General features: G+C 61.4%; 14 protein-coding genes. 8 read left to right on the top strand and 6 right to left on the bottom strand.

Annotated features, from left to right (window positions below; translation table 11 throughout):
* Window positions 1–72: 72 nt before the first annotated feature.
* Window positions 73–768 (bottom strand): recombinase family protein, encoded by a 696-nt coding sequence (locus tag C447_RS17320; protein WP_079255034.1) that lies wholly within the window; start codon window positions 766–768, stop codon window positions 73–75.
* A 280-nt stretch (window positions 769–1,048) separates the two neighbouring features.
* Here C447_RS17320 and C447_RS12480 point away from each other — a divergent pair, with 280 nt between their 5' ends.
* The gene (locus C447_RS12480; protein ID WP_007694408.1) at window positions 1,049–1,369 is read left to right on the top strand and encodes a DUF5783 family protein; all 321 of its coding nucleotides are present in this window, start codon (window positions 1,049–1,051) and stop codon (window positions 1,367–1,369) included.
* Between the two features lie 409 nt (window positions 1,370–1,778).
* Here the strand turns inward: C447_RS12480 and C447_RS17970 are convergent, their stop codons facing one another.
* The 3 genes from C447_RS17970 to C447_RS12465 all read right to left on the bottom strand — a co-directional run bounded on the left by C447_RS17970 (window position 1,779) and on the right by C447_RS12465 (window position 4,959).
* The gene (locus C447_RS17970) at window positions 1,779–2,036 is read right to left on the bottom strand and encodes a hypothetical protein (protein WP_153300693.1); all 258 of its coding nucleotides are present in this window, start codon (window positions 2,034–2,036) and stop codon (window positions 1,779–1,781) included.
* An 899-nt stretch (window positions 2,037–2,935) separates the two neighbouring features.
* Complete coding sequence (locus tag C447_RS12470) at window positions 2,936–3,958, bottom strand: hypothetical protein (RefSeq protein WP_029601894.1); 1,023 nt, start codon at window positions 3,956–3,958, stop codon at window positions 2,936–2,938.
* Window positions 3,959–4,380: 422 nt separating this feature from the next.
* Entirely contained in the window at window positions 4,381–4,959 is a 579-nt protein-coding gene (locus tag C447_RS12465; protein WP_007694400.1) for a hypothetical protein, read from the bottom strand.
* A 313-nt stretch (window positions 4,960–5,272) separates the two neighbouring features.
* Here C447_RS12465 and C447_RS12460 point away from each other — a divergent pair, with 313 nt between their 5' ends.
* Entirely contained in the window at window positions 5,273–6,508 is a 1,236-nt protein-coding gene (locus tag C447_RS12460) for a hypothetical protein (RefSeq protein ID WP_007694398.1), read from the top strand.
* A gap of 505 nt (window positions 6,509–7,013) precedes the next feature.
* The gene (locus tag C447_RS12455; RefSeq protein ID WP_237713335.1) at window positions 7,014–7,820 is read left to right on the top strand and encodes a ferritin-like domain-containing protein; all 807 of its coding nucleotides are present in this window, start codon (window positions 7,014–7,016) and stop codon (window positions 7,818–7,820) included.
* Window positions 7,821–7,914: 94 nt separating this feature from the next.
* Here C447_RS12455 and C447_RS12450 read toward each other — a convergent pair whose 3' ends face one another.
* Entirely contained in the window at window positions 7,915–9,123 is a 1,209-nt protein-coding gene (locus C447_RS12450; protein ID WP_007694396.1) for an iron transporter, read from the bottom strand.
* A gap of 41 nt (window positions 9,124–9,164) precedes the next feature.
* On the opposite strand from C447_RS12450, the gene C447_RS12445 reads away from it, so the two are divergent.
* Complete coding sequence (locus C447_RS12445) at window positions 9,165–9,524, top strand: DUF7405 family protein (protein WP_007694395.1); 360 nt, start codon at window positions 9,165–9,167, stop codon at window positions 9,522–9,524.
* Window positions 9,525–9,535: 11 nt separating this feature from the next.
* Here C447_RS12445 and C447_RS12440 read toward each other — a convergent pair whose 3' ends face one another.
* Window positions 9,536–10,915, bottom strand: a complete 1,380-nt coding sequence (locus C447_RS12440) for a hypothetical protein (protein ID WP_007694394.1) — start codon at window positions 10,913–10,915, stop codon at window positions 9,536–9,538.
* Between the two features lie 114 nt (window positions 10,916–11,029).
* Here C447_RS12440 and C447_RS12435 point away from each other — a divergent pair, with 114 nt between their 5' ends.
* The 4 genes from C447_RS12435 to C447_RS12420 all read left to right on the top strand — a co-directional run.
* On the top strand, window positions 11,030–12,292 hold the full coding sequence (locus tag C447_RS12435) for an outer membrane protein assembly factor BamB family protein (protein WP_007694393.1): 1,263 nt from the start codon (window positions 11,030–11,032) through the stop codon (window positions 12,290–12,292).
* Between the two features lie 63 nt (window positions 12,293–12,355).
* Window positions 12,356–13,570: an outer membrane protein assembly factor BamB family protein gene (locus C447_RS12430; protein WP_007694392.1), complete on the top strand. Its 1,215-nt coding sequence runs from the start codon at window positions 12,356–12,358 to the stop codon at window positions 13,568–13,570.
* 110 nt (window positions 13,571–13,680) lie between these two features.
* The gene (locus C447_RS12425) at window positions 13,681–14,898 is read left to right on the top strand and encodes an outer membrane protein assembly factor BamB family protein (RefSeq protein WP_239639179.1); all 1,218 of its coding nucleotides are present in this window, start codon (window positions 13,681–13,683) and stop codon (window positions 14,896–14,898) included.
* A gap of 180 nt (window positions 14,899–15,078) precedes the next feature.
* The coding region (locus C447_RS12420) for a metal ABC transporter substrate-binding protein (protein WP_239639178.1) at window positions 15,079–15,912 on the top strand (834 nt) is incomplete at its 3' end.

Below are 15,912 nucleotides of genomic sequence, written 5' to 3'. Positions count from 1 at the left end.
CTTGTTTAGCCAACGAGGGTCATCTAGTGTACGCCACAACGAGGATTCAAGCTGGTCGGAGTTCTCAGCTAGTTACTCAGTGTGCCCTTTGGATTGGGTTTCCGTGTCCAGATAGAGTCGCTTTTGCTTGATGATGTTGCTAACGGTCGAGCGGGTGGTGCCGGCCCTCTTAGCTGTCGACCGTTTGCTTGACCCAGTCTTGATCCGTTCGATAACCTCCAACGCTGTTTCGAAGTTCTCATTTGGGACGAGACCACCGTTCCCGTCGCTATCGAAGCCAAATGGAGGTCTCCCGATGTGGGACCCCTGTTCTTGAGCAAGAACGACGCCATCCTTCGTTCGACCGGACTTGATACTCATTTCCAAATCCTTTGCCATTTCGAGGGTTTCAGCTGGAGTCCTGCTCGCTGCCCCAAATTCAGATTCTCCGACCTGCAGCCCTACATCAATGACGTGGACTGCAACCCCGTTGTCGGTGAACTCGGTGACGATGCGGTGAAGGTCATGAACGTTCTTTCCTAAACGCGCTGCATCGGTAACGATGACACGAGATATTTTCCCGTTTGTGACGAGATCCAGCAGCCGTTGATACGATGATGAGTCGTCATTTCGAGCCTCCGTACCACTGTCGCGAAGAATTCGGAGACCGCGAGGAGCGATTCCCAAAGTCTCAGTAGCGTACGTGACTGCTTGCCTGCGCTGCACTCTCTTGGCATCTTCCTGTGAGGATACCGCAGTACGGATGTAGAGTATTGTTGCGCGGCACATCGGGATGTTTGTTGACCGAGCAACGGTCTAGAGGACTTTGAACTTTCGTTTGCGCTCCTGTACTGGGGAGCGCTTGTGGAAAAACAGCATGGCCGGAAGTTGTCTCGGTGATGTCCTCGTTACCTGTTACTCGTGCTTTGCTCTCCAACCGAGAGTCAGGTGACGGCATAGACCTCGCCCTCGTTCTCTTCGGGCTCCGATGGCTAGATCGACCATCCAGCAGAAACAGTCTGGTGGCCCTCGCCCGATCACTTACCCGACAGCCGTCCAACAAACGGTTGTGACCACGTTCGATCCCGAGAAATTCGAGGAGAAGTACAGTCACTACCTCGATGAACTTCAGGAAGCATACAAAAACGCCTACCAATACATGCATGACCGATATGATTCGACTCCCCTTCGGTCGATCGACCGCCAAGTGCTCAACGAGAGCGAGCCGTTCTACGATGGCAATGGTGAATTTCGTGTTGAACTCCCGGAGAATCCCCACGATCGCGTCCAGAACATACCCGACGAGGAGGAGTTCGATACCATCCTTGCCGAGTTTGTTACCCGAATAGAAACCGAGTTGCAGCGAATTTTCGAGTTCGAAACCAATTGAGAACTGTCCGAAAAACTACCTCTTCTGGCATTCCTATCTAGAATCTTCGAACTCGATATAGTCCCTCACCACTTTTAACGGACCCGACTACTCGGCCACTGGGACCGATCCTCTATACCTTGTTCAGAATTGGATTCCTACACCGAGCGAACACGTACCCCAGTCGAAATTCACCAGCGGCGAGATACGTCCGTGGGCGATGATCAGCGTGTAAACCCGCAGACGATACCTAATAGGGAGTGGGTTCGGGAAACCGCGAAGCCCCGTAGCTTACCCGTTTGGCGAGCGAATTGTTGCTATGCCTCCACCAGATGCTTCCCAGCAACAGCGCGAAGATTTCCGGGATCGTCCGTCCATTCCGTGTGATGCATGCGAGTCCGCTCTCTACTCCCACGGAGACCACACGATCTCATTCCTTCTCTTCGATCAGCTCACGCTTCCCCTCATCGGCTGTGATAACCACCTTGAGCAGTTCACCGCCATCTGTGGACTCACTACCGGAGATACCGCTGAACTCCTCTCCCACCGACCAGCCGGAGGTATCAGTTGTCCCAGCTGTCACCTCGCCCCTTCCGACCCGAACCAACCCCTGATCCCAGTCCAGAACGGAGCAATTGCCGTCCTTGCGTGTCAAGAGCACCAAACAGAGATCATCGAGCGATTCCACACAGGCCTGGAGATACGGCAGAAGCTGACAGCTTCCCCTGAGACGCTGCGATAAGTCTCATCGCCTTCGTCGTCGATGATGTTTCCACAACCCCCACTGCCGAGAGCGGCGGAAACTCCTAGCCGCCGAAATAAAAACGAACGGGATGGGCGCGTCTCCTACTCCCGTGGCTACCTTCTAACGGGTACCCGGCTGGAAAATGGGCCGGCCGGTTTGCCCCCCGGCCCATGGTTCGCGTCTACTCCTACGCACGGTGTCCCCGTGTTGGCCGCACGTAGTACAGGCAACGCGCCTGCACGTCTCGATACGGGTTGCTACCTCTTGAGTCTTGTTACCAAATAGCACAGCCTCATCGAGCGCTTGGTCCTTCTTCCAGGACCTACGTTTCACGGTCGTGGTCAGCAGCCCTCTCGAACCGCAGTCCGGGTAGAGGCGAGACTCGTATCCGCATTATTCTCATCGCTCATCGATTGGTCCGTTCTTGATATCCGAGTCAGTGGCTATCAGGCGTTCAAATTCATCCTCGAGTGTACGGCCGTGCGGTTCGTCCAATTGCCCGTTCACCGTCCTGTTCGTTGATCCCGCGCAATACGGATACGTGATCTGTCGGCCAAAGATCCATCAACAATCAGTACTATCGCTTAGTGGGCGGGAGAGGTCGACCGTCGACATCGAAACCCCGCCCGCCGTTTTCCATAGCTCCGACAAGTAGGTCCCTGGATGTACTGCCACCGAGCTACGACCCTCACCCCACTATTGCAAGTACGTGTCTCGGGAAGTGCAGTTCGTCAACAGCGAGCCCCTCGTAGTTGGCGACCACCACGTGATGCCACAAGCGGGTGGGATACTTATCCTCACACGATGATGCTTGTGTGATATTGGCATCAACTCCTCTTGTTCTACCAGTCGAATACGTCGAGCCGCTCGGAATCGCGGAGAATGAACGGGCCGGTCGCTCCAGTCCGTTTTGATATTGTAGCGATCCGCAGCATATACGAGATGAATATGAAAAACGGGAGGGCGGTAAATGTGGCAGCCGCACTCACTACCCACGTCATGTTATCAATACCAAGCACTTCTCCGGGAAATACGCCGGCATCCACGTAGAGGAGCATCGCGACCGCGACCGTGAGCGCAGGTGCTGAGACATACATGATTGCCCGCGAGAGGTTCACGAATTCCCACTGAATGTAATGGGTCTTGAAATATTCCTGCGCTGGACCGAACAACTGGAGTACGTCACTCATTCGGTCAAACGCGTCGTTCTCCTTCTCAGAGAGGCTATTCGCATGGTCGATCCGGAGCCGTCGCGTCGCATAAATTTTCCAAGAGTAGTTATAGTTGAGCGCCGCCCGAATGACGTCGAATTCGCCAAACTCTGCGTCCGCAAGCTCTCCTTCAATACCATCCGCATTTTCGCTCACCCGGTTCACAAACCGACCGACCCTCTTGCGTAGTGTCGTGTCGCTGTTTTCGGCGACCGCTTTTTCGAGTGCCGTCGCCTGTCGTCGACTCGCTTCACAGAGCAGTCTCAAGTATGTTGCAGGGCTAGGATCACCAATCGAGTCGGCTGCATCCTCGATATCTTCCTGCAGCGCAAGTGAACTCGTCATTCGCTCGCGTTGGCTGCCAGCTGCCGCGAGTTCCTGTGAGACGGACAGTTGAGCAATCGAGATGATTAGCGTCACGCCGGTGATTACAGCAGCAATAAGCGCTTGAAATGCTGTATCGGTTGGGTCCTGCCCCCGCATCGTCGTTCTGAGCGGGGTCGGATCAAGTGCACCGAGCACGGTCAATCCGCCAAAGACGCCGAGTGCCATGCCACCTGCGATGAGTACCCGATGTGCATCGAGCAAAATCCACAAGCGCAGACGACTTTCGCCAGTTCGTGATTGCCGATTCGAGGCTTCCGGACTACTCATACCTATCTATCCGACCCGCCACGGAAAAACTCAACACCATACAAAGCCAACAGCTGAGAAGTCTCTACCGTAGTCGATTCGCCCCCGGCTTCCCAGATCTTCGGAATATCAAGCGAGCGCTCATGGCTGATGCCCAGGAATCCACACCATCGAGGTCAATAGCTGCTCAGGGTTACAACTGCCAGTGTACAGATGTGAATTCCTCGTATCGGAGCGTTCGGCGGTCTCCTCGGTGGATGGCTCTCGAAGAGGGCTCACTCACACCGGATACGTGGCGTCGGTAGCTGAGCTCATCGCCTTCGCACCCTGATCGTGATATCAATCGTTCCGTCAAACGATCATCCGACATTGAGAGCTCTCGAATCTCGCTCGAGTCCAGTGCCTTGGACCTGACTGCGGTTTTGAAACCTCATCCAAGCGAGTCATGGAGCACTCTGGGTTGTGGGGTCGGTTTCACGCTCGACGGGCACGGTGTAACCGATCGCCCGAAGGCTACGAAGTCGGTGGAAAGACTGGACATCGACGGCGAGGCAAACACCACCGATGGCGGCCGCACCCAACTCGATCGCTGGCCTCAGCCTCGACCAATCGACTGGTAGTCCGAACCCGGGGGATGGAAGCCAATAGAGCGTTCCCACGATGAGCAACACTCCGAGGAAAGCGAGAACCATCTGTATGGAGAGACGGGACGCATCACCGAACTTCCGCAACGAGAGACCGGTCTCGTAACGCGTGTCGATGACGACCTTCTCGATCGGTACGTCCGGGTCGATCGCCTCGGGAGACTCGTAGATCCGAGAGATGCCCGTCTTCGAGGATTCGATGTAGTAGATGGCCTTCGGACATCGTTGCTGGAGATAGAGGCGTCTCCCCTCTCGGCGATGTCCCCTCCGATCGGCTTGATGAGGGTCCAATCTATGAATGAACCCAGCGCGTTGTTTGGCGAGGACCGAGCGCCGCTCCCCAGCCGAAGGGATGCGATGTCCGGACACGCTCGTCATCCGTGTACCACCGTCTCTCGGGAACCCGTCCGACTACTGGACGACTCGGAGAGGGAATAGCCGTAGACTCTCCCTGAAGGCTCTCTCGGTTGTCCACCATACACCCTGCGATAGGAGGGTGACGAACATAAACTTCCTCAGTGAGTGGTTCGGTCGGGACCGAGCGATAGGTGAGCCAACGAGCGAGAGAACCTCTGACGGGGTTTTCTCTCCGCTTCGTTCGGACCTCGGTTGCCGAACGTAACCGTGACCGGAACGTACGCACTGTACCGTCGTTCGACGGAGTCATGTCCTTCGAGAGTCGAGGGCGCGTATGGATCCCTCGGGCAATGAGGACGAATGGTCGACCGCGGGCTGGCGGTCACGCCGAACGACTCGGGTCGTCGTGTGGCTCGGGACCGTTCTCGTTGCTCTCTGTGCGACCCCGCTCGCCGCGGCGCACGGTACCAGTGGTACCCACGTCTACGCTGGCGGTGTTCACCTCGAGCAGTGGCACGCCCTGTGCCTGATCGGACTCGGGCTCGGAATGGCCGCTGTTAGCGCGTATCTCCCGCGAGTGCTCAAGCCATCCTACTCACACTACGCGCTCTGGAGCGTCTTCGCCGGGTTGGTGCTGGCTGCGGTCGGTGGTGTCCTGTTCACACAGCTGGCTACCGCAACCGAGTACACCGCGAGTTCGATTCCGTTCCCGCGGGCGTGGTACGAACCAATCGCACTACTGCTTGGATTCGTGATGATGACCGGCAGCCTCCTTCTCGGCCGGCTCCAGTGGCCGACACGGCCCGAGTATTCCATCCTGGGGATCGAGCTCGGCCTCTGGATCGCCTATCCGGCACTCGTCGGGATGAGTGAGTACACCAATCCGCTGGGGTACGCGCTCGTTCTCAGCGTTCCGCTTACCGTTGGATATATCCTCTGGCAGGACTGTGCTGGCGCGATCCGGTCGGTGCTTCGAGACCGGACGGCACGTCGGTTCGGTGGTGGCGTCGCGCTCACCGCCGGGCTCTTTTTCATGTTCGCGGCCGGCTTCTTCTCCTTCGTACCGGAGGAAGGTCTCAACGCACCGCAGACGGCCACCGTAACGACGCTGCCGACACTGTTCCCGCTCGTGACGTGGCCCACGCTCGAATGGTTCTTCCCGACGATTCCCTTCGTCGGAATGCTCTCGGTCGGCGTCTTCGTCATCGTCGGGATGCTCGGCGGGCTGATCGGCCTCAACGCCGCGATCATCGCTCGTCTCTGGAGGTCGGGCGCGCAAACGGAGGTAACCGAGAGCACCGTCGGAACGGCGGCGTTCATCGGGGCGAACGCGTGTAGTTGCTGTGGGCCGATCATCGGACAGTTCGTCATCCTGGTCGCCGGTTCTTCGGCTGCTGCACCCATCTACTGGCTGTTCGTCGACCTCGCTTCGCCCGCCGGAACGCTCTTTCTCGTCACGAGCATCGCACTCCTCACCGGGAGCCTCCTGCACGCCGCCACGTCGCTTGCTGACTCACCGGCGTGTGAAATCAACGAGCGTTCCTCGTCCTCCAGCGTACAGGCGGACTGAAGGAAACTAAACTGTCGAAATCGCAATACGATTCTGTTCCGAAAAGCAGCCCGTTGACGATGTGCCGGTCGGTCGGACGGTCTCCACTGAATTCATCGGAGACCTCTAAACGAGACATAAGTATCGGATATATTTACATTGCGATCGTGCCGCACTGCTGATGTTTGAGTTCGACGTTCAAGCCAGAAATCACGATACGGTCCCCGTCGAATCGGTGACCGACCCCACGGTAAGCGGGTCCGAAACAGCCATGGACTTCCCACCTTCACTCCGACGATCGTCGGAGCACACCGATCGCCGCCAGTTCGTCAAACTCGCTCTCGGGACGGCTGCAGCTGCCACTGCGCTTCCCATGATGAGCGGCGTAGCTGCGGCTCACTTCCCGAAGCAACTCGACATCGATATCGAACCCGAATCAACGCGAAACCGAATCGACACGAGCGGGAACGGTCGGGTCGCAGTCGCCGTTCACTCGACCCAATTCACGGACGAGGATGGAGACGATGTGAGGTTCGACCCAACCGAGCGCGCCGTCAGATACCGCTTCGGAACGACAGATCTGCTCGCAAACGGTGGTGGTGTTCGACCAGTCGAGGACGGTGCGGTCGAGGATGTCGATGGCGATGGTGCCGACGACCTCGTTCTGACCTTCCCAACAGATGGGGCAGGGCTCACCGGCGACGAGACGAGCGCCTCCCTCTACTGGGAACGAGACGAGTCCGGGAAGCACGGCTATGCAGGCTCGGACGCCGTCGAACTTCCGGACGATACGTCCCCGAGCGATGTCGACGTACTGAACTACGCACTTTCGCTCGAGCACCTCGAATACGCGTTCTACCGCGACGCACTGGCATCGAGCGGCGGACCCTTCTCAGAACGCGAGGTCGAACGGTCCGAGGTCGCGAACTACTTCGATCGACCGACGCTTCAGTACTCGACCTACCAGCAGTTCGAGGAGATCCGTGACCAGGAGAAGGCGCATGTTGAGGCACTCAAGAAAACTATCAGCGATCTCGGTGGCACCCCTGTCCGAGAAGCGGAGTACGAGTTCGGGTACGAGACCGTTCCCGAGTTCGTCGCGACCGCGGCCCGTCTCGAAGACGTCGGTGTGTCGGCGTACGCTGGTGCGGCACCATCCATCTCCAGTTCGGAGGTGCTCACGTCGGCACTCAGTATCCACTCGGTCGAGGCCCGACACGCGAGTTACTTCGACACGCTGAGCCTCCGTCGAGCGGCACCCGACCCGTTCGATACGGCGCGCTCGATGGAGCAGGTCCTCCCCCTCGCGAAACAGTTCGTCGCCTCGGAGTAGCACTCGTCGGGGAGCCTTTTTCGTTTTAGCTTTCGGTTCTGGTACTCGTTATCGGAACAGTACCGGTCGGCTTGTAGTTCATTGGCCTCGCTTCCTACTCGATGGTGATCCGAGTCGTGGCCGTCTGGAGGAATGCGGTCTCGTAGCCCTCGTGTCGAGCGACCTGCGGCGGGGTTTCGACGGAGAGTTCGAGAACGTCGCCCGCCTGCACGGTATCGATCCCCGTCCCGTAGTGATAGTCGAGCTCCGGGTCGAGCGCCGGCGTGAGCGGGCCGTCGAACACCTGCTGTCCGTTGCGCGTGAGCGTCCCGGACAGCGACATCGCCGGCAAGACGTATCGGTTGTACGGCGTTCGCGCCGAGACGGCGAGATACGTGCTCCCGTCGATATCGAAGTCGGCGGCGTCCGGTATCGCGGTGGCGACGAACACGATGTCGTCGGCCGTCTTCGTTCGGCCGAGCGTCCGGCCCGGAAGCGAACCGGCAGCGGGTGCGGTGGACAGGGGCATCATATCCATCTCCATCGGGCTGATCGCCTGCCGATTCCCTTTCCGGTCGTCGAGGCGTTGGAAGGAGAGGTTCTCGAGTGTCTCCTGGCTGTAGTCGAACTCGAATTCGAAGGTCCGTGGCGTGGTGAACTGTCCATCGAACCCCCTGAGTCGTCGGGTCGTCACGGCGGGGACCTCCACCTTCGCGGTGTAGGTGCCCTCGCCCGGAAGCGTGACGTTGTCGCCCGCGTGAAAGCCCATGTTCTGCGAGACCATCGTCCAGGGGGTGTTCGTCGTGACCTCCTCGTCGTCCTGGGAGACCGTAATCGTCGGGCTGGTGTCCATTACGTACACTCCGCTCGCTGCATCCCAGACGCTCACCATGAGGTGGAGCGTGTCGTCGGAGGCGATCGAGACCTTCTCGGTATCACTTCCGGTGACGGTCCAGAATCGGTGGGGGTAGCTGTAGGTCAGCGCGCATCGGAGCGTCGCCGGCTGTCCCTCCATTCCGGACATACTATCCATAGAGGAGTTGTTCGTCCCCGACATGCCACTCGTCGAGGTACTGTCGTTCATCCCCGACATCCCGTCCATGGAGGAGCTGTTGTTCGTTCCGGACGTGCTGTCCATTCCAGACATCCCGGCCATCTCCATCCCCTCCTTGTGCGAGGGGATGTAGACGGCGTTCGGTCGGTTCTCGACCATCGGCGGGGCGTACTGAGAGCCCGTCGTGAACAACTGCGTGCAACCGGCGAGCGCGACCGACCCGAGCGTACCGACGGCGGCCCCGGTGCGCACGAACGTGCGACGATTCATTCTATAATCCCGCTCGGGGCGGGGGAGGCCTATCGATTCTGGTGCAACCCTCGAAACGCCGCGCGGTTTCACGTTCCTCGCTGGCGTTCGACGAACTCTCGAAGATCCGACTTCACCACGACCAGTGGTACGATCAGGACAGCCGGTCCCAGCGGGTCAGCAAGATCCTCTGTCTCGTCCACGCCGGGTCGGGGATGGTCGAAACCATCGGCGAGAACCTCGGGGCGTCGAGCGGGATGGACGGCTGTGCGTCGGCGGAGACGGTGGCGCGCGAATCCGACGTCGTCGGCCGCTCCCGGAAGAGGATGCGGGCGCGCGAGAACGACCATCCGATCACCCTCAGGCGGGACTTCGACTCGACGGAGATCGGGAATACGTGCTCGGGTGAGTACCGATTCTAGTAGGCGTATCGTCACGAGACGATGGGCCGCGAGATGATCCAGAGCGAGAGGACGGTGTAGCCGACCATCAGCGCCACGAGCGGGAGGTGGGTCCGGCGGGCGTCCGCGAGGTTCACCGAGCGCTCGACAGCGACGGCGTGGGCGGCCACGACCGCGATGACGTGCCCGACGACGATAAGGAGGACCTGTGAGCCCCAGAACGCCGGGAGCGAGAGCCACCCGAGGATCGTCACGGGGTCCGCCGGCGCGACCGCGATCGACCACGCGAGCGCGGCGAGCACGCCGAGGCGTTCGGCGACGAGCGGGTAGTAGTGAGCGACCTCGTAGGCGGCCGCTATCGGCACGACCGTCGGCGCGAACGCTAGCGCCGTTTCCCGCCAGGTCGACTCCCGGGCGCTCAGTTGCGTCATCACGATGCTCACCGCGACGAACGCGACGAGAAATCCACCCAACCCGATGACGTAGATCAGCACGCTAGTGGTGGGCCCGCTGTCGAGGAGGTCGCGCAGCCCGAAGAGGAGGTTCTGGTACTCCGGCGTACTCGTGAACCCGTCGAAGCTCACGGTGTAGACCGCGCCGACGACGAACGCCACGAGGCTCAGGTTCGAAACCGCCTCCGTACAGCCCGCCCATGGCGGGCGCAATCGGAGCCGATAGCCGTCACGAGCTTCGGCGAACCCCACGGGCGAGACCCGGCCGAACAACCGATAGAGTACTGCTAGTCCGTCGGCACGTCGGAACCACTCCTCACCGAAGGCGATCCCACCGAGCACCATGACCGCGGCGTAGGCCGCGACGACGACCGCGGTCGATGCCGGCGAGCGTGGGACCACCGTCAGGTTCTCGAGGATCCCGATGCCGACGACGAAGGCGACGAACGCCGGCCACGACGCGAGCCACGACGGATACGAATCGAGCAGTCGGATCTCCCGGCCTTCGAGGCGGATCAGCGCGTCGTAGACCGCGCGCCACGGTGAGAGGGTTCGCCACGGGCTCCCGAAGAGCACCGAGAACAACCCCAGCCCCGCGATCCAGACCGACCAGACGAACACCGTCGCGACGTTCTCGGCTTCGACCTGGGGGCCGACGAGGCCGTGTCCGATCGTGACGAGAAAGCCCACGAAGAAGACGGCCTTCACCCCGTAGCGCCCCGCAGTCGCGATGCGAGATGGTATCACCAGCGGCGTGCGCCAGGTTCGAAACTCGGTCACGTCGCCGGTTCGCCCGACCCAGAGAGCGGTGACGGCGACCGTGACGCCCGCACCGCCGAACAGGAACTCCAGCGGGATGGGCGCGGCGAACCGCGAGCTCTGGATCTGGTGGGCGCTCGCGGTCCCGACCGCGACGACGAGCAGGGAGAGGAAAACGACGGCTGCCCGGCGCGGTCTCATACCATGGCTTCATCGACGGGAACAAAAAGGTAATTGATCTGGTGTGTTGGTTCGATCCTCGAATCGGGGCGGCCAAGCCGAGCGTTTATGATCCGACGGCGAAACTGCCGACCAATGCGTCCGCGGACCGCGTTGGTGGTGGCCATCGTTTTGGTCGGACTGGTTGGTGCGGCGGTCGTCGGATTGACGAACCCCGGTGGTCTCACCGGCCAGAGCGCCGACAACGGAACCCTCTCGGAGCTGTGGGTGAGCACTCCACCGGCAGCCCTCGAATCCAACCACCACACACCGGCGGCGGCGTTCGTCGACGGCGAATCGTTCGTCGTCGTGCCGATCAACAGCCGCCGGGGAACGACGTGTCGGCTGACGACGCTCGACGCCAACGGCACCGAACGGTGGAACCGGACCATCGCCTCCGAGGAGTGTACCATCCACTCGATCTCGGACCCGACGATCGCCGACTTCGACGACGACGGGGATCGGGAGGTGATCGCCGCAACGAGCGCCGAGGAGGTGGTCGCCTACGACCTCCGGAACGGGAGCGTCGAGTTCCGACACGACCTCTCGTCGTACGGCTACTCGAAACCGCTCGTCGGCGACCTCCTCCCAGGAGCGGGCAACGAGACGGTCGTCACCGACCTCGGTGGCGGCGTGTTCACGTTCGCGGGCAACGGTAGCGTCGCGTGGCAGCGGTCGTTCGGCGACGCCCGGGTCCGTCAACCGGCGATCGGGGACGTCGACGGCGACGGCGAGCCCGAGATCGCCATCGGACAGTTGGGTGGCGAGGCGATCGTGCTCGAACGCGATGCCAGCGTAGCGTGGCGGCAAGCGATACCGAACGCGAGCGCCACGAAGTGGATGACGACCGGCCAGGCCGACGACGACGCCGCGCTCGAACTCACCTTCGCGACCTTCTTCGGCGAGGTGGTCACGCTCGACGGCGCGAACGGGTCGGTCGAGTGGCGGCGGAACCTCAGTGCGCAGGGGGCGTCGGTCCGTGTGATGGGCGACGGCGATGGCGACGGTCGAACGGAGGTCTACGTGGTCGCGCGGGACGGCGTGCTCCGGAGTTTCGACGCCGCGAACGGGAGTCTCGACTGGCGAACCAGACTCACGGCCGAGACGAACGCGCGGGTGATGCCGCCGCCGAGCCTCGGCGACCTCGATGGCGACGGCGACCCCGAACTCGTCGCCGTGACCGCCGCCGGACGGGTCCTCGTCGTCGATCCGACGAACGGCGAAACGGTCGATTCGTACGAGCGCGACGTCCCGATCAACACCTTCTCGCGGGTCGCTGACGTCGACGGTGACGGCAACGACGAGATATTCGTGATCTACGACGACGCGCGGGTGGTCGCGCTCGCGTACGACTCGTAGTACGGGCCTCGAATCGGGGGCACCAACGCGAGGCCTTATTCGGGCACGAGGACAGGAGCGGGTATGCAGGTGCGGACCGGGCTGGTCGCGGCCGTCGTCGTCGTCGCACTCGCTGGGGCGGCGGTGGTCGGCTACGATACGGTTACAGCGTCCAGCGGAACGCTCACCGAGGAGTGGGTGAGCGACACCCCACGGCCGAACCAAGTCAACCACCATCCCGTGGCCGCGGTCCGTACTGGAGGGCAGACGTTCATCGCAGCCCCGGTGAGTTCGGTCGCTGGCACGCCTGACGCGAAGTGCGCACTCGTCATGCTCGATAGTACTGGGACGACCGACTGGGAGCGGACCATCCGGAACCGGTCGTGTGCCACCCACGGCATCGGCGACCCGACGATCGCGGATTTCGACGGTAACGGTGAGCTGGACGTGCTCATACCCACGACCGAGAACGTGCTCTACGGCTACGACGCGAACGACGGAACCGAAACCCTCCGCTTCGACCTCACTTCGTTCGGGTACAGCGCGCCTGCAGTGTTCGCCGAACCGGTCCGTGAAACCGTCGTCGCGGACTTCGACGGCTCGGTGTTCGCGGTACGGCCGAACGAAACCGTCGCGTGGCAGGACCAGGTCGCGGCCGGCGTGACCGCCGACACGAAGAAAGCGGACTTCGACGGCGACGGCGGTCCGGAGGTCGCCGTCAGCGCGCCGGGAAACGTCACGCTCTACGAACCGAACGGAACCCTCGTCTGGGAGCGCTCGGTCTACGCCGCCTTCGCCGTCAGCGGGTCGGTCGAAGGGGAGCAGACGCTGTTCGTCGCCACCGGGGACGGCGTCGTGGCGCTCGACGGGACGACGGGGGCGACGGAGTGGCGCTGGAACACCTCGAACAACCGGCCCGCGATCCACGCGCTCGGCGACGGCGACGGGGATGGAGCGAAGGAGATCTACGTCACGACTGGCGGCGGAAACCTCGATGCGCTCTCGGCGCGAACCGGCGAGGTCGAGTGGCACGCGGACCTCTCGACGGAGGATTCGGTCGCCCCGCCGCCCGACCTCGGTGACCTCGACGGCGACGGTGAGCCGGAACTCGTGACCGTAACGAACAGTGGGGCCGTCTCGGTGCGTGACCCGGCGAACGGAAATCGTCTCGCGTCCTACGAGCGTGACGTCGCCGTCTGGACGCATCCGACGCTCGTCGACCTCGATGGCGATGGGACCGAGGAGGTACTGGTGATGTACGGCGACGGGCGGGTGGTGGCGCTCTCGTACGATTCGTAGTGAGCGGAGAGCCAGTGGGAGGGTATCGAGGTATGAACCACATCACTTAGTTTTCCCCCCGTTGTGTATCAGACGGAATGCGGTCTAGAACGGCGATAGTAGTTCTCATCGTGACCCTATCGCTCGGCGGCGCTGCCGTCTATGGATTCACGGCGGGCGGAGGTGGCGGCGGACTGCAGACGCTCTGGGTCAGTGATACTGCACAGCCAGTGCTCTCCAACCATCACGCACCGGCCGCTGGACGGATCGACGGCCAGTCGGTCGTCTACGCGCCGATCAGTGGGAACTACAGCTCCGACCAATGTGCGTTCGTGGCGCTCGATGGGACGACCGGGGACCAGATATGGAACTATTCCATCCCCCTGAAGAACTGTACGATTCATTCAGTTGCAGACCCAGCAATAGCAGACGTGAACCAGGATGGTACCAAGGAAGTGCTCGTCGAAACGACCGAGAACAGAGTCCACGGATTCGAGGGACTATCTGGTCAACGACTCTTCAGCTATAACCTCACGTCCTATGGGTACACCAAACCGATTGTAGCGGACTTCGTCGAGGGTGAGGGCAAGGAGATCATCGCAGTCGACACCAATGGAACGGCCATCGTGATCCACCCGAATGGAACGGTGGCATGGCGACAGCATGTGTCCGGTTACGTGAATTCACAGCCCGCACTCGCGGACTTCTCCGGCGACGGCACCACGGAGCTGGCGGTCGGTTTTGGAGCCAATGCTCTCGTTGTGTTCGACGCCGACGGAGCCGTCGAGTGGAGTCGGTCTTCACCGCTGAATTCGACCATCACGTGGATGGCGACTGGGCAGACTGACGAGGATCCGCCTACTGAGATCGTCGTCGCCAACACGAAGGGGCAGGTAGTCGTCTTCGATGGGGCCGAAGGGGAGATCGAGTGGAAACGTGACTTCGGGGACTTCTCCGCGGTCCGTTCCCTCGAAGACGGGGACCGAGACGGGCAGCCGGAACTCTACGTCGTCGCACGTGACGGAAAGCTCAGAAGTCTCAACGCAACCACCGGGGCAACCGAATGGACGACGACCCTCGACACCGGTGATATCCAGGTCGTACCGGCACCGAGCCTGGGTGACGTCGATGGGGATGGACGACCAGAGCTCGTCTCGGTAACGAACGGTGGAGTCGTTTCGGTCATCGACCCACGGACCGGCGACGTTCTCGGGTCATACGAGCGTGACGTCCCGATCTGGGACCATCCACAGTTGGCGGATACGGACGGGGATGGAGCCGACGAAATATACGTGATGTACGGCGATGGTCGTGTCGCGGCGCTCTCCGCAGGTCGTGCACCCGATTGATCGTCCTCACCCTCTCCGGGTACCGATAGAGGTACCGGCATCGTCCGAGTGGTCAGTGTCCGGCCGCGAGCGGTTCATCGACGAGAGGAGGGAGGCTGAACCCCTTTCGGCCGGGTTTAACAACATCTACGTACTCGATCACAACTGTTATTATATCGTGAGGGGAAATTAGCAATTAGGATGACGAAAGGCTACACACGGCGGCGGGTCTTGGCCGGTGCTGGAGTGGCGGGTGTCGGTGGCGTTGCTGGCTGTCTCGGCGGGAGCGGGACCGGGAGTGGCAACGAATCCGGCGGCGGTGGCAATGGATCGAACACCAGTTCCGCTGCGTCGAGCACGTCGAAGGAGCAGAAGACGGCACAGGCGTCGTTCTTCGTCTTCGGCGACTTCGCCTCGTACGTCGCCGGCGACGCCGCGACGGCGAACACGCTCGTTCCGGTCGGTCAGCACGGCCACGGCTGGGAACCGGGGCCAAAACTACAGGGCACGGTGCTCGATTCCGACCTGTTCGTCTCCGGGATGGAGGGGTTCCAACCGTGGGCGGACGACCTCGTATCGAGTCTTCAGGCGGACAACGCGGACGTGGCGGTCGTCACGGTGGGTTCGAACGTCGAACTGCTCGAAGCCGGTGAGGGTCATCACCACCACGACAGGGAGGGAGGACAACACCACGAGAACGAGAGCGCCGGCAACGAATCCGACCACCACGAGCACCACAAGAACGAGGGCGGGCAGCACGACCATCAGGGCGAGGACGAGCACAACGGAAACGAGAGTGAACATGAGCGCCACGAAAACGAGAGCGAGGGCGAACATCACGACCACGAACACGACCTCTCGGGCGGGGTGGATCCGCACTTCTGGCTCGACCCGTTGCGGGCGAAGACGGCCGTCGGCACCATCGAGCAGGGGTTCACGGAGATCGGTGGTGGAAACGAGGACGCGTTCTCGAACAACGCCGACGAGTATCGGTCACGTCTCGACGACCTCCACGGCAGCTTCCAGTCCAAGCTG

This window comes from Halococcus hamelinensis 100A6 (genome assembly GCF_000336675.1).
In the GTDB taxonomy this organism is placed as follows: domain Archaea; phylum Halobacteriota; class Halobacteria; order Halobacteriales; family Halococcaceae; genus Halococcus; species Halococcus hamelinensis.
Note: the sequence above shows the minus strand (reverse complement) of the source record. Positions and strands in the feature narration are given on the sequence as shown.

Bases quoted from the DNA above. Each gene is read 5' to 3' on its own strand.
- C447_RS12435 (WP_007694393.1), top strand. From the start codon at position 11,030: ATGCGTCCGCGGACCGCGTTGGTGGTGGCCATCGTTTTGGTCGGACTG.
- C447_RS12465 (WP_007694400.1), bottom strand. From the start codon at position 4,959: ATGACGAGCGTGTCCGGACATCGCATCCCTTCGGCTGGGGAGCGGCGC.
- C447_RS12460 (WP_007694398.1), top strand. From the start codon at position 5,273: ATGGATCCCTCGGGCAATGAGGACGAATGGTCGACCGCGGGCTGGCGG.
- C447_RS17320 (WP_079255034.1), bottom strand. From the start codon at position 768: ATGTGCCGCGCAACAATACTCTACATCCGTACTGCGGTATCCTCACAG.
- C447_RS12440 (WP_007694394.1), bottom strand. From the start codon at position 10,915: ATGAGACCGCGCCGGGCAGCCGTCGTTTTCCTCTCCCTGCTCGTCGTC.
- C447_RS12430 (WP_007694392.1), top strand. From the start codon at position 12,356: ATGCAGGTGCGGACCGGGCTGGTCGCGGCCGTCGTCGTCGTCGCACTC.
- C447_RS12470 (WP_029601894.1), bottom strand. From the start codon at position 3,958: ATGAGTAGTCCGGAAGCCTCGAATCGGCAATCACGAACTGGCGAAAGT.
- C447_RS12450 (WP_007694396.1), bottom strand. From the start codon at position 9,123: ATGAATCGTCGCACGTTCGTGCGCACCGGGGCCGCCGTCGGTACGCTC.